The sequence below is a fragment of the Bacillus sp. B15-48 genome, from assembly GCF_016879755.1.
In the GTDB taxonomy this organism is placed as follows: Bacteria; Bacillota; Bacilli; order Bacillales; family Cytobacillaceae; genus Mesobacillus_B.
Map to the genome: position 1 here is coordinate 202,552 of NZ_WOFU01000004.1, position 17,697 is coordinate 220,248.

20 protein-coding genes are annotated in these 17,697 nt (G+C 37.1%); 13 read left to right on the forward strand and 7 right to left on the reverse strand.

Features of this window, described 5'->3' with window-relative positions:
- Positions 1 to 40: 40 nt before the first annotated feature.
- On the reverse strand, positions 41 to 187 hold the full coding sequence (locus tag GNT69_RS14320; RefSeq protein ID WP_203555662.1) for a small acid-soluble spore protein P: 147 nt from the start codon (positions 185 to 187) through the stop codon (positions 41 to 43).
- A gap of 140 nt (positions 188 to 327) precedes the next feature.
- Here GNT69_RS14320 and GNT69_RS14325 point away from each other — a divergent pair, with 140 nt between their 5' ends.
- Positions 328 to 585, forward strand: a complete 258-nt coding sequence (locus tag GNT69_RS14325) for a hypothetical protein (protein WP_203555663.1) — start codon at positions 328 to 330, stop codon at positions 583 to 585.
- 41 nt (positions 586 to 626) lie between these two features.
- On the opposite strand, the gene sspO is transcribed toward GNT69_RS14325, so the two are convergent.
- Complete coding sequence (gene sspO, locus GNT69_RS14330; RefSeq protein WP_203555664.1) at positions 627 to 776, reverse strand: small acid-soluble spore protein O; 150 nt, start codon at positions 774 to 776, stop codon at positions 627 to 629.
- A 338-nt stretch (positions 777 to 1,114) separates the two neighbouring features.
- On the opposite strand from sspO, the gene acnA reads away from it, so the two are divergent.
- On the forward strand, positions 1,115 to 3,835 hold the full coding sequence (acnA, locus tag GNT69_RS14335; RefSeq protein ID WP_343206504.1) for an aconitate hydratase AcnA: 2,721 nt from the start codon (positions 1,115 to 1,117) through the stop codon (positions 3,833 to 3,835).
- A gap of 150 nt (positions 3,836 to 3,985) precedes the next feature.
- Positions 3,986 to 4,558: a hypothetical protein gene (locus GNT69_RS14340; RefSeq protein ID WP_203555666.1), complete on the forward strand. Its 573-nt coding sequence runs from the start codon at positions 3,986 to 3,988 to the stop codon at positions 4,556 to 4,558.
- A gap of 103 nt (positions 4,559 to 4,661) precedes the next feature.
- On the opposite strand, the gene GNT69_RS14345 is transcribed toward GNT69_RS14340, so the two are convergent.
- Positions 4,662 to 4,970 (reverse strand): BC1872 family protein, encoded by a 309-nt coding sequence (locus GNT69_RS14345; RefSeq protein WP_203555667.1) that lies wholly within the window; start codon positions 4,968 to 4,970, stop codon positions 4,662 to 4,664.
- 232 nt (positions 4,971 to 5,202) lie between these two features.
- Here GNT69_RS14345 and GNT69_RS14350 point away from each other — a divergent pair, with 232 nt between their 5' ends.
- The 8 genes from GNT69_RS14350 to GNT69_RS14385 all read left to right on the forward strand — a co-directional run bounded on the left by GNT69_RS14350 (position 5,203) and on the right by GNT69_RS14385 (position 10,211).
- Positions 5,203 to 5,622 (forward strand): hypothetical protein, encoded by a 420-nt coding sequence (locus tag GNT69_RS14350; RefSeq protein WP_203555668.1) that lies wholly within the window; start codon positions 5,203 to 5,205, stop codon positions 5,620 to 5,622.
- A gap of 42 nt (positions 5,623 to 5,664) precedes the next feature.
- Positions 5,665 to 6,201: a redoxin domain-containing protein gene (locus GNT69_RS14355; protein ID WP_203555669.1), complete on the forward strand. Its 537-nt coding sequence runs from the start codon at positions 5,665 to 5,667 to the stop codon at positions 6,199 to 6,201.
- Between the two features lie 151 nt (positions 6,202 to 6,352).
- Complete coding sequence (locus GNT69_RS14360) at positions 6,353 to 6,484, forward strand: FbpB family small basic protein (RefSeq protein WP_203555670.1); 132 nt, start codon at positions 6,353 to 6,355, stop codon at positions 6,482 to 6,484.
- 68 nt (positions 6,485 to 6,552) lie between these two features.
- On the forward strand, positions 6,553 to 6,696 hold the full coding sequence (locus GNT69_RS14365) for an acid-soluble spore protein N (protein ID WP_203555671.1): 144 nt from the start codon (positions 6,553 to 6,555) through the stop codon (positions 6,694 to 6,696).
- A gap of 123 nt (positions 6,697 to 6,819) precedes the next feature.
- Complete coding sequence (gene tlp, locus GNT69_RS14370) at positions 6,820 to 7,044, forward strand: small acid-soluble spore protein Tlp (RefSeq protein WP_203555672.1); 225 nt, start codon at positions 6,820 to 6,822, stop codon at positions 7,042 to 7,044.
- Positions 7,045 to 7,151: 107 nt separating this feature from the next.
- Positions 7,152 to 9,476 carry an AAA family ATPase gene (locus GNT69_RS14375; protein WP_203555673.1) on the forward strand — a complete coding sequence of 775 codons (2,325 nt, stop codon included), beginning with the start codon at positions 7,152 to 7,154 and terminating at the stop codon, positions 9,474 to 9,476.
- Positions 9,477 to 9,914 (forward strand): acyl-CoA thioesterase, encoded by a 438-nt coding sequence (locus GNT69_RS14380; RefSeq protein WP_203555674.1) that lies wholly within the window; start codon positions 9,477 to 9,479, stop codon positions 9,912 to 9,914.
- Between the two features lie 6 nt (positions 9,915 to 9,920).
- A complete protein-coding gene (locus tag GNT69_RS14385; protein ID WP_203555675.1) occupies positions 9,921 to 10,211 on the forward strand; it encodes a hypothetical protein in 291 nt (96 codons plus the stop codon).
- 37 nt (positions 10,212 to 10,248) lie between these two features.
- On the opposite strand, the gene GNT69_RS14390 is transcribed toward GNT69_RS14385, so the two are convergent.
- The 3 genes from GNT69_RS14390 to plsY form a co-directional block, all read right to left on the reverse strand.
- Positions 10,249 to 10,539 carry a HesB/YadR/YfhF family protein gene (locus GNT69_RS14390; RefSeq protein ID WP_203555676.1) on the reverse strand — a complete coding sequence of 97 codons (291 nt, stop codon included), beginning with the start codon at positions 10,537 to 10,539 and terminating at the stop codon, positions 10,249 to 10,251.
- Between the two features lie 150 nt (positions 10,540 to 10,689).
- Positions 10,690 to 11,847 carry a CapA family protein gene (locus GNT69_RS14395; protein ID WP_203555677.1) on the reverse strand — a complete coding sequence of 386 codons (1,158 nt, stop codon included), beginning with the start codon at positions 11,845 to 11,847 and terminating at the stop codon, positions 10,690 to 10,692.
- Between the two features lie 462 nt (positions 11,848 to 12,309).
- Entirely contained in the window at positions 12,310 to 12,909 is a 600-nt protein-coding gene (plsY, locus tag GNT69_RS14400) for a glycerol-3-phosphate 1-O-acyltransferase PlsY (protein ID WP_203555678.1), read from the reverse strand.
- Positions 12,910 to 13,089: 180 nt separating this feature from the next.
- Here plsY and GNT69_RS14405 point away from each other — a divergent pair, with 180 nt between their 5' ends.
- Positions 13,090 to 13,503 carry a CoA-binding protein gene (locus GNT69_RS14405; protein WP_203556005.1) on the forward strand — a complete coding sequence of 138 codons (414 nt, stop codon included), beginning with the start codon at positions 13,090 to 13,092 and terminating at the stop codon, positions 13,501 to 13,503.
- A gap of 140 nt (positions 13,504 to 13,643) precedes the next feature.
- Positions 13,644 to 15,971, forward strand: a complete 2,328-nt coding sequence (gene helD / locus GNT69_RS14410) for an RNA polymerase recycling motor HelD (RefSeq protein ID WP_203555679.1) — start codon at positions 13,644 to 13,646, stop codon at positions 15,969 to 15,971.
- A 93-nt stretch (positions 15,972 to 16,064) separates the two neighbouring features.
- Here the strand turns inward: helD and GNT69_RS14415 are convergent, their stop codons facing one another.
- Complete coding sequence (locus GNT69_RS14415) at positions 16,065 to 17,495, reverse strand: S8 family peptidase (protein ID WP_481747639.1); 1,431 nt, start codon at positions 17,493 to 17,495, stop codon at positions 16,065 to 16,067.
- Positions 17,496 to 17,697: the final 202 nt, after the last annotated feature.

Below are 17,697 nucleotides of genomic sequence, written 5' to 3' on the forward strand. Positions count from 1 at the left end.
GCAGGGGCTTGTTTTTTTGGGCATTAAATGAAGATTTAACCTACATATCATGGTTGTGGCCATGTTTCTGTCTGCTATGGTTACGGTTCTTTACTTTTTTTGAACCGCTTAGTGGTTCTGGTTGACCTTCATTATTGCCTTTTGGTGCGTTTTTTCGCATATCTTTACTGTCGTTTTTGTTCATCATTCATCCCTCCTGCATTTAGGTTGTTATGCTTGGATTGAATTTATACTGCATATTTTAATTCCTACCTGCACAATTTAACGAATACTCGGGGTACTTATCACTTCGATATGAAATTTTATTAAATCACAGGAGGTAATCGAATGCCTTATCATAAAAATAAACAACAAGCTTACCAAGCAGCACAACAAGGATTTGAAGAAGTTCAGGATTTTTATCAAGACATTGTTCAAGATAGCGCGAGTTATGGGCATCAGTTAAAACATTTAAAAAATGAAGTGAATGAAGCTTATCAACAAATCGAAAATGCACTAGAAGTGGCTTCAGAAACACAGCGTAACCAACTTGAACGCTTTAAAAATGATTTGCAGCAAATTGTAGAAGAAGTGAATTTGCCATAAGAAAAGAGCGGAAGGTAGAGATTCCTTCCGCTTCCATTTTTCTATTGGTTTTTCTTTCTTTTTTTGTTGTTTTGTTTTTGTAATTCAGTTAACGGCTCATTTGACATTTCTTCGTTGTATCCAGCCCCTTTCCCTTGGGCACTTGCTGCATTCATCCCAGGAATCACATGGTTCGCTTTTCGTTTTCCCAATTTTATAACACCTCACCTAAAATTATTCTTGCTTAGTTTCCCCTAAATTTGCAGACTGATACTTTCTTGAAATAGTATGAGCGACGATGTATTATTGTTTAAAGTCTATTTTTCTATATAAAAGAAGCTATTTTCTACTGTTTTCACCGTTCGAACAAACAATACTATAAGTTTTACTTATTGATAACAATAACTTTCTTGTCATTTACTTATGTTTAGAGTTATATTAGTATTAGAATTGCAAGAAAAGTTAGTTTGTCGACGAATATTCTAACTTTTCGACAATTTTATATATTTGGTGTATGATAGTTACGTTTATGACCAAAGGGGGAAATCTTGTGACAAAACAATTGACTGACCTTGATGTATTTAAAGCGCGCAGTTCTTTTGAATCAAATGGAAAACGCTACAATTATTACCGTCTTGCCGCACTTGAAGAAGCTGGTGTCGGTAATGTATCAAAGCTTCCATACTCGATTAAAGTACTATTAGAATCTGTTCTTCGCCAGCAAGATGGCCGTGTTATTACGAAGGAACATGTAGAAAATCTCGCGAAATGGGGAACAAGCGAAGTTAAAGAAGTAGACGTTCCATTTAAGCCTTCACGTGTAATTCTTCAAGATTTCACAGGAGTTCCTGCTGTTGTTGACCTTGCTTCTTTAAGAAAAGCGATGGCTGACCTTGGCGGAGATCCTGATAAAATTAATCCTGAAAAACCTGTTGATCTTGTAATTGATCACTCTGTACAGGTTGATAAGTACGGTACTTCTGATGCGTTAAAAGCAAATATGGACCTTGAATTTGAACGGAATGCAGAGCGTTACCAATTCCTAAGCTGGGCACAAAAAGCATTCGATAATTATCGTGCTGTTCCACCGGCAACTGGTATCGTTCACCAAGTTAACCTTGAGTATCTGGCTGGTGTTGTTCTTGCGGTCGAAAATGAAGACGGTGAGTTCGAAGCATTTCCAGATTCATTAGTTGGTACGGACTCTCATACAACGATGATCAATGGTATTGGTGTTCTTGGATGGGGTGTTGGTGGTATTGAAGCAGAAGCAGGTATGCTTGGACAGCCATCTTACTTCCCGGTACCAGAGGTAGTCGGTGTAAAACTTGTAGGAGATATGCCTAACGGTTCTACAGCAACCGACCTTGCGTTAAAAGTAACTCAAGTTCTTCGTAGCCACGGTGTTGTTGGTAAGTTTGTAGAATTCTTCGGTCCTGGTGTGGTAACACTTCCACTTGCTGACCGTGCAACAGTTGCAAACATGGCTCCTGAATATGGTGCAACTTGCGGATTCTTCCCAGTTGATGATGAATCACTTGATTATATGCGCTTAACTGGACGTACGGACGAGCAAGTTCAGCTGGTTGAAGCATACTGCAAGGAAAACGGCTTATTCTTCGATCCAGCTCTTGAACCAGTTTATACAGATGTTGTTGAAATTGATCTTTCTAAGATTGAAGCAAATCTTTCCGGTCCTAAGCGACCACAAGATTTAATTCCACTATCTGAAATGAAAAAGAGCTTCAACGATGCATTGACAGCTCCTGCTGGTAACCAAGGCTTTGGTCTTGAAACAGCTGAAATTGAAAGGGAAGCGGTTGTTGAATTCAACAATGGCGATAAAGCTACTATGAAAACAGGTGCGATTGCGATCGCTTCCATTACTAGCTGTACAAATACATCTAACCCTTATGTACTTGTGGGTGCCGGTTTAGTTGCGAAAAAAGCAGTAGAGTTAGGCATGGAAGTACCTAAGTTTGTAAAAACATCTTTAGCTCCTGGATCTAAGGTTGTAACTGGATATCTTCGTGATTCTGGATTACTTCCTTACCTAGAATCGATTGGCTTTAACCTTGTTGGTTACGGATGTACTACTTGTATCGGTAACTCTGGTCCACTTCTGCCTGAAATTGAGAAAACAGTTGCAGACTCAGATTTACTTGTTACTTCAGTTCTTTCTGGTAACCGTAACTTTGAAGGTCGTATCCATCCGCTTGTAAAAGCAAACTACCTAGCATCACCACCGCTTGTAGTCGCTTATGCGTTAGCTGGAACCGTTAATATCGATCTTCAAAACGATGCAATCGGCAAAGACAAAGATGGAAATGATGTCTTCTTTAAGGATATCTGGCCGTCAACTGCTGAAGTAAACGATGTTGTAAATAAAACGGTTACTCCTGAATTGTTCCGTAGTGAATACGAAAATGTATTCAGCGATAATGAGCGTTGGAACGAAATTAAAACAAACAATGATGCGCTTTATACATTTGATGAGGATTCAACATACATTGCGAATCCGCCATTCTTTGAAGGCTTAAGCCCAGAGCCAGGTACAGTTGAGCCATTATCTGGACTTCGTGTAGTCGGTAAGTTCGGTGACTCCGTAACAACTGACCACATTTCTCCTGCTGGTGCGATCGGTAAAGATACGCCTGCTGGAAAATACCTTCGTGAAAAAGGCGTTGCGCCTCGTGACTTCAACTCTTACGGTTCTCGTCGTGGTAACCATGAGGTTATGATGCGTGGTACTTTTGCAAACATCCGTATCAAGAACCAGATTGCTCCTGGTACTGAGGGTGGATACACAACTCACTGGCCAACAGGTGAAGTGACATCTATCTATGATGCTTGTATGAAGTATAAAGAAGAAGGAACAGGCCTAATGGTCATTGCTGGTAAAGATTACGGCATGGGCTCTTCTCGTGACTGGGCGGCAAAAGGTACAAACCTTCTTGGAATTAAAACAGTTATCGCAGAAAGTTTTGAGCGTATTCACCGTTCAAACCTTGTATTAATGGGTGTTCTTCCACTTCAATTCAAAGATGGCGAAAGTGCTGAAACTCTTGGGTTAACTGGTAAAGAGACATTCGCTGTTCAAGTTGACGAAAAGGTACGTCCACGCGATCTTATTAAAGTTATTGCTACAGATGAAGCTGGTAACGAAAAGACATTTGAAGCAGTCGTTCGTTTCGACTCTGAAGTTGAAATTGACTACTATCGTCATGGTGGTATTCTGCAAATGGTTCTTCGTGACAAATTAAAAGGTTAATTTGTAAAACCCCTATGCATTTATAAAAGCATAGGGGTTTTTATAATGTGTTAAAATGTTATTAAATTTTCAGAATTTCCGCTTAAATAATATTGAAAACGCTTTTAAATGGTGTATTGTTAAAGTAGGAGGGTGAAAGGAGAGAGTTCTATGAGCCTATTCTCAATTGTTGCGAAAGAAGAGTTTATTTCGGTTGTTTTAGGCAAATATGAGTACGAACATTCTGACCAGATAGGAAAAGAAAAAACGACTTTCCATGAAATCACTCCACAACAATCCTTTATCATTTTTTCCGGGGAAAATGACCTTGGTGAGGAAACTGTACAATTGGTTAGAAACCTTATTGAAGAAGGGAAAACACTTCAAGAGATTGCTCATACGGTTCTAGAAGAATGGAATCAGTGGGAAAGGAATACAAATCATTTAGAAGCGGTCATTGGCGGAATTTCTGTAGATAATGGGCAAATTCAATATCATATTATTACTGCAAATCATGAAATTCAATCTTATTACCCTAAAAAAGGCGAGAGTTTATATTATGCTAATGATGTAACCGCTCGGGTAAATTCTATGGAAGAATTAGCTAGAAGATTAATGATGACAGGAATGTCTTCTATCAATCAAGCGCAAAATGCTCAGCTAGAGTTATTAGAAAAGTTTGCGGGAATAAAGCCTGGGTCTTCCTTAGTCCCACACATATTAGTAATGGAAAAACCACACTAGTTTAAATGAAGTTTCCTCGAGAAGGACCCAAAAATAAAAAGGCTAGACCAAAACTCATCACGCTTTATAGAGTGGACATGAGATTTGGTCTATTTTTTTATGGTTATAACCATTCTTCGGCTCGGGTTGAGCTAGTGTCAGCAATCAGATAAGCTGCATTTGTAATCGCTTGTGCCAATGTCTCACCAGTTTCACAAATATTATTAAAGCAAACCTCAAACTCTCCTTTTTGATTGTATGTAAATCCGAACTTCTCTAATTTTTTAACGATAATCATCGCATCTTCAATGCTTTGTTCTGGTTTAAATTCAGCTACGGGGATGAACGTTCCTAATTCGGTATCGTACCATCGATCCCAACGATTAAGTTTCCAACCAAGTAATTTACGTGCTATTGTTTCTGTTTTGTTCATCTACAATTCCCCCTGTTAGGTGCTAATTAATCAAAATGTCCGATCAAAATAGGCAGATATTTATTATTTGCAAAAACATCATTTGTTTAGCATCCACTGTCCTTATTTATTATGAATATCATCAGTATTGGAATCAAGAAAAAAATCTGACTGATAGCCAAAATCCCAATAATTGCTTCGAGAAATAATTCAGGTTAAATTAATTGTATTAAATATTTTAAGGGTGGGATATATGGGGGCATTTCAAGCAGGACCCTTTATTATCAAATTTACTTCGTTATTTGCGATTATTGCTGTATTGGTTACATTTTTTTTATTGTCAAAACTGTTGAAAAAGAATCATGAAAATTATAATAAATATATTGACGTTTTAATAAATGCAGTTCTAGTTGCTGTTGTTGTTTATAAAGGAAGTATCGTTTTGTTGAGACCTGAATTATGGAGTGGCAATCTGTTAGCTGCCCTTACTTTAACAGGTAGTTGGCGTGAAATGATGATAGGTTTTGGTACCGCTAGTATATATTTCGCTTGGAAAGTAAAGAATGAGGGCTTCTCTCTTTCCTTGGTGAGGAATGGGATTGTATATGGAGGTATTATTTATATAATTAGTTATTGGGTTTTACGGACGTTATTTTTTCTGTTCTTCCGGTAAACAATACATGTTATACATGAGTATAGATGTAAGGAGGAGCAGATGAAGAAAATAAAAACTAGTTTAAGGTTAGCCATTCTTTTATTCCTTCTGCTGATCAGTATAGTACCGATTCAAGCACATGGGAATAGTAGTGAAGGTGTAAATAAAAATGAAATCGAGTTGTCACAGACGATAAAAGCTGAAAGGCAAGCACCTTCCTTCGTTTTACCTAGTTTAAATGGGAAGGAAATAAATCTGGAACAGTATCGAGGTAAAAAAGTTTTAATCAATTTTTGGGCGACTTGGTGTCCGCCTTGTAAATGGGAAATGCCAGCAATGCAGCAGCTTTATAACGAGGCGGGGAAAGAAATAGAGATTCTTGCCATTAATATTGACCCGGAAAATAATGTTGCCCAATTCGCAAAGGAAAATCAATTGACATTTCCGATTCTATTAGATCGAACAGGAGAAATAAACGAAGCGTATTCAATCTTATCGATTCCGACAACGTTTTTAGTCAATGAAAAAGGAGAAATTAAAAAAAAACATATTGGGGCAATGACGCTAGACCAAATGAAGGAGTTCATTGAACAATGAGAAAGGCATCGTAATGATGTCTTTTTTCTATTTTTTATCAAAAAAGGCAGTAATAGCAACAGAGTGAAATAAATTTTCAAAAAGTTGTAATAATTGCGACCGTTTCCGGAGATAATAACTGTTACAATGGTAACAAAGGAAGGTGAAAGTCATGAGAAAACCTAGAAAACGTTCTTTTGAAGAGCTCGTTTTAGAAAATAAACGCCAGATTTTAAGTGATCGTGATGCCATGGAAAAGTTGGAAGCAAAGTTAGAACAAAAACGCCTTAGCAAAGCTGAGTAAAAACATAAGTTTCCATAAATGAACCCTCCCCTTATAGGAAAAACTGAGTAATAGAGGAGGGGATGATTTTGGGTAATCCAAAACGTAATAGCAAACGTTATGTTCCAAGTCACTTAGGTACACAACCTAGGGGATTTAGTGGAAATAAGGGAAAACAGATGCAAGATAAATCTGGTGAGCATGCTCAGGTGATTCAAACGAAGGGCGAATAAATTAAGTAGGGAACCCGTCTTCAAGGACGGGTTCTATTGTTTATTTTTTTTAAAAAAATTCTTTTATAATTTAAACGATTATGACACAAAATAAGTTCGGTCGCAAAAAGAGGAGGCTTAACAATGGCTCATAATAAACCGAAACCTGATGACCGTAGTGATAATGTAGAGAAGTTACAGTCGATGATTCATCACACCATTGAAAATATGGAAGATGCCGAAGCAGCTATGGAATTTTCATCAGCACAAGACCGAGCTAATATTGAAGCAAAGAACGAAAGACGGAGAAAATCAATCGAAGCTTTTCGCTCTGAAATCAAAGATGAAGCACAACATCGAAATGAATAATTTTTGCGACCGACTTAAAGACCTGCCTTTACTGTGCAGGTCTTTTCCAATTCATCTTTAAAATATGGTAAGATACGATGTAAATCCTATATTAAAGAAGTGATAAAATGGAACAACAACAAAGATTATTATCGGAAGTGAAATCACAGTACAAAAAATGGAATCAAGAGCTCACTGAACATGGATTTATAGATGATGAAGGTGCACTTTTAACCTATATAAAAACATTGCCTGATGAAGAATACCATCTTGAGAAATCAAACTTACTAGTACTTGCTGCACTTTCAAGAATGAAACGAAAAGGCAATGATGCGATCGTTATCCATTGGATGGAAAAAGCAGTCAGTATAAATCCAAGAAATGACCGAGCGAATCAATTTTTAGCTACTCATAAATGGCAAGAAATGGAGAGTGTTTTTGCGGAATTGACGTTGCCACCATTGAGGGAAACGGATAACCGAGCAGCAAAAAAGAAAACAGCAGAAGAATTCGTGTCCGTTTGTCGGCAATTCCTTGGACAAGCCGAAAATGCGCTTGAACAACTACATATGATTTTGAATAAAGGTTTGGATGAGTCGGGCGCTTATGTAGAATTGATTAGTATTTTGGAAGGGGCCATAAAAGAAGCAGCTTCCCTCTTGAGGGCATCGGAAGATTATGAGCAGTCCATTTCAGGTGTATTTCATACGTCGGTGCATTATGAAGAGATGAAACTTCGGGTGAAGCGACTTGAAGAATTGAAGGGATTGTGGTTGAAAAAGTTTCAAGAGCCACAAGCTCAAACAGAAACAGACCCCTTAGATGAACTACAAAAGCTCATCGGACTAGAAACAGTAAAGGATCGGGTAAGTCGTTATTATCGCTATCTTAAATATCAGAAAAAAAGACAAGAGCTTGGTTTTCAAACAAAAGACACCTTAAGTTTAAATATGATTTTAACAGGAAATCCAGGTACTGGGAAAACAACTCTTGCTCGTTTGTTAGCTAAAATTTATTATAAGTTAGGTGTGCTTCCAAGAGCAGAAGTGGTTGAAGCAGACCGTTCTCAACTTGTTGGTGCTTATGTAGGCCAAACAGAAGAGAATGTTCGGCAATTTGTTGAAAAAGCACTTGGAGGTGTGCTTTTTATTGATGAAGCGTACAGTTTAAAAAGGGAAGGGCAATCAGGGAATGATTACGGTCAAACAGCTATTGATACATTAGTTTCACTTATGACAAGCAGTGAGTATGGAGATCAATTTGCGGTAATCCTTGCTGGTTATCCAGAGGAAATGAGACAGTTCCTTGATGCGAATCCTGGGCTGCGAAGCCGTTTTCCGGAGTCTAATTTTATTCATTTACCTGATTATAGCAATGATGAACTATTTCAAATAGGTGAGCAGCTAGCAACGGATAATGATTATGTTTTATCAGAAGAGGCTAAAGGGGAACTACTTAATCGTATTGAGCGTGAGCGAGTTGATGATACATTTGGAAATGCCAGAACGGTCCGTAATATCGTCCAAGATGCAATTTTCAAAAAAGGCTCTCAAGAGGATAAGGAACTCGATCTTTTTAGTTATACTCTTCTTGAGAAAGAGGATTTTGTTCGTGAGCTCGACCAACCAAAAGTGGATGCAAGAGAACAACTGAACCAACTTATTGGATTAGAAAATGTTAAGGAGGAAGTTAATTCACTCATCGCGTTTGTGAAAATGCAACAGCTTAGGCGTGAAAAGGACCTACGAACCGTTCCTATCCAATTACACTCTGTTTTCACTGGGAATCCCGGAACTGGAAAAACGACTGTAGCGAAAATTTATTCGATGCTCCTAAAAGAATCTGGTATTTTAAAACGTGGACACTTAATTATTGGAAGTAGAGCTGACTTTGTTGCAGGTTATGTTGGTCAAACTGCGGGGAAGACGAAAAAGAAAATTCGTGAAGCTCTTGGTGGGGTACTGTTCATAGATGAAGCTTATTCTCTATTAAGTCAAGGAAGCGGAGATTTTGGAAAGGAAGTCATTGATACATTAGTAGATGAGATGACAAAACATAATGAAAATCTTGTTGTGATTCTAGCCGGTTATCCAAAGGAAATGAATGAACTTTTAGAGAGTAATCCAGGTCTTCGTTCACGCTTCAAAAAATTTTTTCACTTCCCGGATTATACAACTCCTGAGCTGCTCGAGATTATGGTGAATTACGCTGAAAAATATCAATATGATATCACGGGTAAGGCACGAAACTATATTTATGAAACATTAGAAAAGGACTGGATTGGCGGAAATGGAAGGCTTGCCGCTAATTTAATTGACGAGGCCATTCAAGCACAGGCATATAGACTTTTAGCTAATCAAACGATACACGACCTTTCAACAGTGGCCATGAGTCTAAATGAAATGGATTTCGAGAAGGCCCTCGAAAAAATTCGTAAAGGGGAATCATCATAAATGTTTATTTCATCGAAGAAAATTGAAGTTCGATATGCAGAAACCGATCAAATGGGTGTTGTGTATCATGCAAATTATTTAATTTGGATGGAACTTGGACGGACAAAACTAATTGAGGATTTAGGCTTTAATTATGCTGAAATGGAAAAGGATGGTGTTTTATCTCCTGTTATCGATATCCAAGCATCGTATAAACATCCGGTTCGTTATGGAGAGGAAGTTGAAATCAAAACATGGATTGCAGAGTACGATGGAATTCGTGTCACATATCATTATGAAGTGTACAATTCATCCGAAGAAATCGCATTAATCGGAAGTTCAAAACATGTTTGTGTAAAAAAAGAGAATTTTCGTCCGATTGCTATAAAACGAATGTTCCCTGAATGGCATGAAGCTTATAAAAATGCAATGGCCAAATCTGAAAGTGCTAAAAGGTGAAGTTAAATGGCTTTTGGTATAAATAGAGCAGAGCTAATTCGTTGGAAAGAAGGCGTTGCTAGAGGGGAAATTTCCTTCTTGACACATTACTGGGTTGATGAACGTTTTCCAGAATACAACACCGTGACAAAGGTAGGATGCAAGGATTTGGCTAAATTGATTGCTTGGGGCGAGAAATATGGATTGCAACCAGAGTGGATTGACAAACGCAAGGCTGACATGCCCCATTTTGATTTATTAGGAACAAGGCGAGACGAGATTTTAAGAAAAGAAGGATTGACACATCTTATTTGGTGATCATGTAAAAAGCAGACGTTTCGTCTGCTTTTTACAATTACTGATAAAGATATTTTGGTTCATCAGCTTTTTTATCATATTCTACAATTAAATTATGTCCATCAAAATACCATAGATCTTTTTCGTGTACATAATATGTAATCCCGTCCTTGCTTATTTCTGAAGCTATATCTGCTACAGGTTCTTCATTAGAAATCCCTAACGAAAATCCTTGCTGAACCGGACTTGACCCGCCATACCGCGCGAAGAAGCGAATATAACTTCCGTCTTTTAAATTCAGCTCAGTTTGAAACCATTGTGCTGCCTCATCGCTAATCTTTATTTCCATTCTCAAACCCCTTCCATCTTGCAAGTCATCCTATTATAAAAAGAAATATAAACATTTGTCGAATTATCTGCCGTCACCTGTATTATTATTGCTTAAATTATTTAAATAAAACGAATACCTTCAAAACAATTATATTTAGGTGGAGGTCGTTCAATTTAGATTTTCTGTCATATGAGCCATAATTTCGTCATACTTTGCTTGAGCATTTACTAACCCAAAATCCCCAGCATTTTCAAGGGGGACGAGACGATATTGTCTTTGTCCATAGCTTGAGACGTATGTTGGTTTAAATATAGGAGTGCCCAATTCGATTGTTGTCCCAGATGGGCCAATCTGTTTTTTTATTTCAATGGATACAATTCCACCTATATCTTTATAATCCCATTTTTGTCCTGATAGGAAGTTCCCTAATGAATAAACGACTAAAGATTTTCGACCGTCCTTATTTTTCAACCATTCCATTGGCTGGAGAACATGCGGGTGATGACCAAAGATGATGTCGACTCCCTCATTTACTAGAAAGTGGGCGAGTTCCTTTTGAATCTCATCAGGGTAGCGTTGGTATTCATTGCCCCAATGAATACTCATTACGACAATATCTGCCTCGGCTGTTGCGCGATGAATTTCTATTTTCATTGCTTCTTTATCAATTAAATTGACAAGATATTCTTTGTTTTCAGGCACAGGAATGCCATTAGTTCCATAAGTGTAAGATAGATAGGCAACTTTTATCCCGTTATTAGTAAGAACCCTAAGTGTATCCTTGTCTTCAAAGTCTTTAAACGAACCTACATAAGGTAGACCGATTTCATTTAGAAAGTTCATTGACAGTTGAATTCCTCTTTCACCTCGATCTAGTGTATGGTTATTTGCGGTTGAAACGATATTGACCCCTGCGTCTAGAAGTGCAAAACCAACCTCATGTGGACTATTAAAAGAAGGGTAACTAGAAAGTCCAATCTCCTCTCCGGCAAGAATGGTTTCCTGATTCGCTAGCAAAAGGTCAGGTTCCATCATCATATGCTTAACGTCGGCAAACATGGGCTTAAAATCAAACCCATCTGTTGTTCGAGCAGCTTCGTAAACACGGTCATGGATAAGGATATCACCTACTGCTCCTAATGTTACTGTTTGCTCATATGTCTTTCCAGTAACTGCATAACTTCTAATCGCATGTGGTTCCTGAATAAGTAGTTTGTCATTTGTTCTCGCATGACTTTGTTCTTTCTGAAGAAAAATGAACCCAGTTGTTATGAGAAGAATGAAAATCATGCTAAATACAAAAACCCAATGTTTGTTTTTTTTCATAATAGAGTCTCCTATAGCCCTCTTTGAGCATATTTATTTTTAATTGTCTAATGATAATATAATATGAATGTAGGATTTTGTATGAAATTGAAGAAATAATTCATAAAATTTTCATGTGTTAAAACGTAAATGGGGTGTTTATACATTGTTTAGTATAACTGAAAGTGCGGCAAAAATGTTGAAATCAATAATTGAAAACGAACAAACAGCAAATGAAAAATTATTCATTCGTTTTTCAATGGGAATTGGTTGAGGCGGTCCTAAGCTTCAGCTGTCTCTGGAAGAGCGGCCTATAACAAATGATCATCAATATACATTTAGTGGAATTGATATTCTCATCCATGAACGAGATTTAATCTATTTCAATCACACGAAGCTTGATTATGTCAAAGATGTTTTAGGTTCAGCGAGATTTCAATTATTAAAAGTATAAAATAAAGAGAGAGACCAATTCTCTCTCTTTCATTGAATTCTTTTTTTAAATAAGTTCACCTTTGGTTCTGTTTTTAATCGGATTCTTTGTATATTTGCTCGATGTCTATAAATAACGAAAATCGCTAATAGAGCGACAACGAGGATTAATATTGGGTCTTTTGTGTAAGATGCATACAGGAATGTTGCAACGGCTGTTAAAATTGAAGAAAGCGAAACATATTTTGTCACCAATAAACTAATTAAGAAAAAGATAAGCATAAACAAAAATAAATAGGGTGCATACGCTAGTAAAATTCCACCAGATGTTGCCACTGCTTTTCCGCCGCGAAACCCTGCAAAAATCGGAAACATATGACCTACAACAGCAAATAAGCCTACAAAAAGCATATGTAGATCTGAATTAAAAAGAAGAGGTAAACTAGCTGCTAATGTCCCTTTTAGGATATCAGCTAAGGTGACAGCTACTCCTGCTTTTACACCAAGTGTACGGAAGCTGTTTGTTCCTCCGAGATTCCCACTTCCGTGTTCACGAATGTCGATTTTGTAAAACAGCTTGCCTACAATGAGGCCTGACGGAATGGATCCAAGTAAGTAAGCTAATAATAATATTAGTGCGTTTATTGCCATAAATATTTCCCCTTTAGCGTGTGAATAATATTGATATTGTACCACGTTCTTACAAAAAATTTTCTATTTTCTTAAAAGATATAAGGTGAAGTCGATAAAAATATGCACTTCGCTATATTTCTTTTTATTTCTAAGTTAATATTATAGGGGAGAATGAAAATAAAGGGAGTGTTGAAGCAGATGGGGATTGAAAATCCAAGTAGAGAAGAAATTGGAGAAATCTTGAAAAAATCAAAAAAAATCGCTGTCATCGGTTTAAGTGACAATCCTGAGCGAACTTCGTATATGGTATCAAAGGCGATGCAGGACGCTGGTTATGAAATTATTCCTGTCAACCCAAAGGCGGATGAAATCCTTGGTGTAAAGGCAGTCTCTTCTTTGAAAGAAATAGAAGGACATGTTGACATTGTTAATATTTTCCGGCGATCTGAATTCCTCCCAGAAATTGCAAAGGAGTTTGCTGAAATCAATGCCGATGTTTTTTGGGCGCAGCTTGGTGTTGAAAATGAAGAAGCTTATCATTTTTTAAAGGACAAAGGATATACTGTAATTATGGATCGTTGTATCAAAGTGGAACATGCGATGACAAAATGAGAATAAACTACATAACGCGGGACCATAATGGTTCCGCTTTTTCCATGATAAAGAAGAGTTTCCTTTATAAGCAACAAATGAATTTAGCTATACTAAACATAAGAACAACGAACATAGTGACTTGTTAAGGAGTGAATTTAATGAGTGAGCAAGAACGAAGGACACTTCAAGAAGAACAAGATAGGGTCGATTGGGTAACAACCGAAATAACAAAAAAGTTTTCACGTTTGCAAACTCATGTAGGTAAAATTGAGTCTGAAGCGCTACATATTAGGAAAACATTTTGGGAGGATGTAACGGTTAATTTCGATGAACCTGATGATGTTGGTGAAACATATACAAGCATTAAGCAACAAGCTGAGCTCCTATCTGAGCGAGAACGAAGTCATACACAAATGGATAAACAGATAAAAACCTTAATGAGATTAAAAAATTCTCCTTACTTCGGGCGCATTGATTTTACAGAAACAGGCGAAAAGCTAAGTGAGTCTATTTACATCGGAATTGCTTCGTTAATGGATGAAAAAGATGAAGATTTTTTAATTTATGATTGGCGAGCGCCTATTTCAAGTCTTTATTATGATTATCCACCGGGGCCAGCAGAGTATGAAACGAGCTTAGAAAAAGTAACCGGAGTGATGGATTTAAAAAGGCAATTTGTGATCAAAGATGCAAAAATTAAGGCGATGTTTGATAGTGGCGTCACGATTGGGGATGAAATGCTTCGAGAAGTGCTTGGAAATAACGCTGATACCCAAATGAAGAGCATTGTTGCCACGATACAAAAAGAGCAAAATCAAATTATTCGTAATGAACAGAGCAAACTCCTCATCGTCAAGGGAGTGGCTGGGAGTGGAAAAACTTCAGCGGCGATGCAACGAATTGCTTATTTATTGTATCGATATCGTAATATTATAAAATCAGAAAATATTATGCTTTTTTCGCCAAATCCAATGTTCAATAGTTATGTTGCTACTGTTTTGCCTGAACTGGGAGAAGAAAACATGCAGCAGGCGACTTTTCAAGAATATTTGCTATCACGTATTGGGAAAAAGTTTAAACTAGAGGATATTTTTGACCAAATGGAGTATTTGCTGGCTAACAGTGATGATCGTAATTATGCTACCCGAATTGAAAGTCTTCGATTTAAATCAAGCGTCCAATTTAAAAAAGTAATCGATACATATGTTAAGCAATTATCTGAGCGTGGGTTGGTTTTTTCAAACATTACCTTCCGGAACAAAATTTTGTTTACAAAAGAACGACTTTATCATTATTTTTATTCCCTTGACTCAACTCTCTCGATTCCTAATCGCATTCAAATGATGAAGGAGATGTTAATAAAAGAGTTAAAAAGAATAGCAAAACAAGAGCAAAAGGAAGATTGGGTTGAAGAAGAAATCCAATATTTAGAGAAAGATGAGTTTCTTGATGCTTATAAACTTTTACAAGAAAAAAAGGCATTTAATGAAGATTCGTTCGATGATTACGAACGAGAAAAAAAAGTATTGTCGAGAATGCTCGTCTCTAAACGTTTAAAGCCCGTGTTTAATCGGGTGAAAAGACTAGATTTTATAAATAAGAAAGTAATTTATGAAAACCTGTTTAGTCATGAGTATCCTGATGGTTTTCTACCGCCTTCTTGGGAGGAAATTGCTGTTCTAACAAAACAAGAACTAAATTTAAAGCGTTTTTTATACGAAGATGCGACTCCATTTCTTTATTTACAAGATTTAATTGAGGGAAGGAAATCGAATACGAGCATTCGTCATGTCTTTATTGATGAGGCTCAAGATTATACGCCATTTCAATTTGCTTTTATCCGTAAACTGTTCCCGTATAGTAAAATAACGTTGCTTGGAGATATGAATCAAGCCATTTACTCAGGTCCTACTGGGGCTGATACGGTCCTAGCTGAGGATGCACTAGGGATTGAGGAAAAAGAAGTGATTGTTTTATCTAGAACCTATCGCTCAACTCGACAAATCGTTGAATTTACCCGCGAGCTCATCGATGATGGACATTTGATTGAACCTTTTAATAGGAATGGGGACTTGCCAACACTTTTCATTTATGAAGATGAAGAACGAATCCTCAATCTTATTGCTGAAAAGGTAAATAAAATCAAGGAAAAAGGCCATAAGACGATTGCGATTATTTGCCGTACGGATGCAGAGAGCCGCTATATATTTGATTCAGTCGGTCAAAAAATAGATGCAAGGTTAATCGAGAAGGGGACGATTTCATATGAAAAAGGAATTAGCATTCTTCCCGCGTATTTAGCCAAAGGAATTGAGTTTGATGCTGTCATTATTTTTAATGCGTCCTGTTATCGTGAAAAAAGTGAGCAAAAATTATTTTATACAGCATGTACGCGGGCGATGCATGAGTTATATTTGTATTCCCAGAGCGAACCACCTTTGCTTAAAGGCATTGGAGAAAGTACCTATCAACGAGAGTACATTTAATACTATGCTATGCTGAAAGGGAAGGCCTATGTTGCGCCTTCCTTTTCAGCATCTTTAATATTGAATCCCTTCAACCTGTGAAGGGGATAAAGGCTAGCGATGAACATTTAGTCTTTGTTGAATTTTTTCCCTGTTTGTTTGCTTTTTTACTGAAGCTTTTTTTAAGGCTTCGTTCACATCAATCATACCATAGCCAAATTGGTCATCTCTTCCTCTTTTACCTAAATCGATCGCAGATGTTTGAATGATCTTCATAATCTCTTTATTCGTTAAATCGCGATTTGTTGACTTAATTAACCCAGCTAATCCAGCAACATGTGGAGCTGCCATCGAAGTTCCCGAAAGAGCAGCATATTGTTCATTAAAATAAGTACTTGGGATGTACTCTCCAGGAGCAGAAATATTAATGTAATTTCCGTAATTTGAGAACTCCGCAAGGCTACCGTCGATACTTACTGCGGAAACACTAAGGACTTCTGGATAGGCAGCCGGATAAGAAGGCTGTTTTGTTGCATCATTACCAGCAGCTGCAATAATGACGACATTATGATTATAAGCATATTGGATTGCTTTTTCTAACACATTGGATTCTTTATAATTTCCAAGGCTTAAGTTAAGAACATCTGCCCCATGATCCACTGCCCATATAATACCTTTTGCAATATCAAAGGTCGTCCCAAATCCTTCTGTTCCCATCGCTTTAATTGGCATAATTTTACTAAACCAAGTTAAACCAGCTGTTCCTTCACGGTTATTTGTTTCCGATGCAATAATCCCTGCTACATGGGTCCCGTGTCCGTTATCATCGTCAGGAAATGAATTATCGCCTAAAACATTGTAACCTTCCACAAGTCTATTTACTAAATCAGGATGATCCAAATCAACGCCAGTATCAATGACAGCAATTGTGACATCCTCACTACCTCTTGAAATATTCCACCCATGCTCTGTTCCAATTATCGGTAAATTCCATTGATAATCTTCCATGTACAGCTGATCATTAGGTAAGGTAAATTGATGTTGCTCGGGAATCTCATTCTGCATAAGAATATATTGAGGCTCAGCAAACTCAACAATTTCTTTTGAATGGAAATATTCTATTAACTCTGGTGTTTCTAAATTCTTTGAGCGAAAAACGTAAAGCAGTCCGTCATTTTTGACGACCCACCCATTAATTCTTTTTGCCATTTGATCCAACTGTTCCGCTTCTGGCTCGTCCTTAAACTGAACGGTTACTTCGTGATCTAGATAGTGGCTCGTATCTTGTTTATTATGATGAAAATGGGTAATTTCTTGTTGGTAATCAAGTTGCTGTTTAATTTCTTTGCCACGTTTGATATTATTAATTTCCATTATTTGCGGATGAGTCTTTTTATTGGTATTAAGGATGATTGGCTCGTTTTCATGTGTTTGAATTCTATTTTGTACTGTTTCTGGTTGAAACAATGTGTTTATTGAAATAATTAGTAAAACAGCTAATACAGCTGTAAGTAAAATGACCTTGGATGTTCGCAAAAAAGCCACACCTCCTAATTCATTGCGATAATTTGCATCATTGATATACGATTAGCTTGTGCTTGTAAATTAAAAATAAAGGCGGGAATCATTGAATATTTTGTAAAACATTTCAAAAAAATAAAGTGTCTCCAAAAATGTGGAAAATATGAGTGGTTATTGCGGTAAATAAGAATTCAATTTGCTAAATCGTGAGAAAGAGCTAAAATAA

Coding starts and splice junctions, on each gene's coding strand:
- GNT69_RS14320 (WP_203555662.1), bottom strand. CDS start 187: ATGATGAACAAAAACGACAGTAAAGATATGCGAAAAAACGCACCAAAA.
- GNT69_RS14325 (WP_203555663.1), top strand. CDS start 328: ATGCCTTATCATAAAAATAAACAACAAGCTTACCAAGCAGCACAACAA.
- GNT69_RS14340 (WP_203555666.1), top strand. CDS start 3,986: ATGAGCCTATTCTCAATTGTTGCGAAAGAAGAGTTTATTTCGGTTGTT.
- GNT69_RS14345 (WP_203555667.1), bottom strand. CDS start 4,970: ATGAACAAAACAGAAACAATAGCACGTAAATTACTTGGTTGGAAACTT.
- GNT69_RS14350 (WP_203555668.1), top strand. CDS start 5,203: ATGGGGGCATTTCAAGCAGGACCCTTTATTATCAAATTTACTTCGTTA.
- GNT69_RS14355 (WP_203555669.1), top strand. CDS start 5,665: ATGAAGAAAATAAAAACTAGTTTAAGGTTAGCCATTCTTTTATTCCTT.
- GNT69_RS14360 (WP_203555670.1), top strand. CDS start 6,353: ATGAGAAAACCTAGAAAACGTTCTTTTGAAGAGCTCGTTTTAGAAAAT.
- tlp (WP_203555672.1), top strand. CDS start 6,820: ATGGCTCATAATAAACCGAAACCTGATGACCGTAGTGATAATGTAGAG.
- GNT69_RS14375 (WP_203555673.1), top strand. CDS start 7,152: ATGGAACAACAACAAAGATTATTATCGGAAGTGAAATCACAGTACAAA.
- GNT69_RS14380 (WP_203555674.1), top strand. CDS start 9,477: ATGTTTATTTCATCGAAGAAAATTGAAGTTCGATATGCAGAAACCGAT.
- GNT69_RS14385 (WP_203555675.1), top strand. CDS start 9,921: ATGGCTTTTGGTATAAATAGAGCAGAGCTAATTCGTTGGAAAGAAGGC.
- GNT69_RS14390 (WP_203555676.1), bottom strand. CDS start 10,539: ATGGAAATAAAGATTAGCGATGAGGCAGCACAATGGTTTCAAACTGAG.
- GNT69_RS14395 (WP_203555677.1), bottom strand. CDS start 11,847: ATGAAAAAAAACAAACATTGGGTTTTTGTATTTAGCATGATTTTCATT.
- plsY (WP_203555678.1), bottom strand. CDS start 12,909: ATGGCAATAAACGCACTAATATTATTATTAGCTTACTTACTTGGATCC.
- GNT69_RS14405 (WP_203556005.1), top strand. CDS start 13,090: ATGGGGATTGAAAATCCAAGTAGAGAAGAAATTGGAGAAATCTTGAAA.
- helD (WP_203555679.1), top strand. CDS start 13,644: ATGAGTGAGCAAGAACGAAGGACACTTCAAGAAGAACAAGATAGGGTC.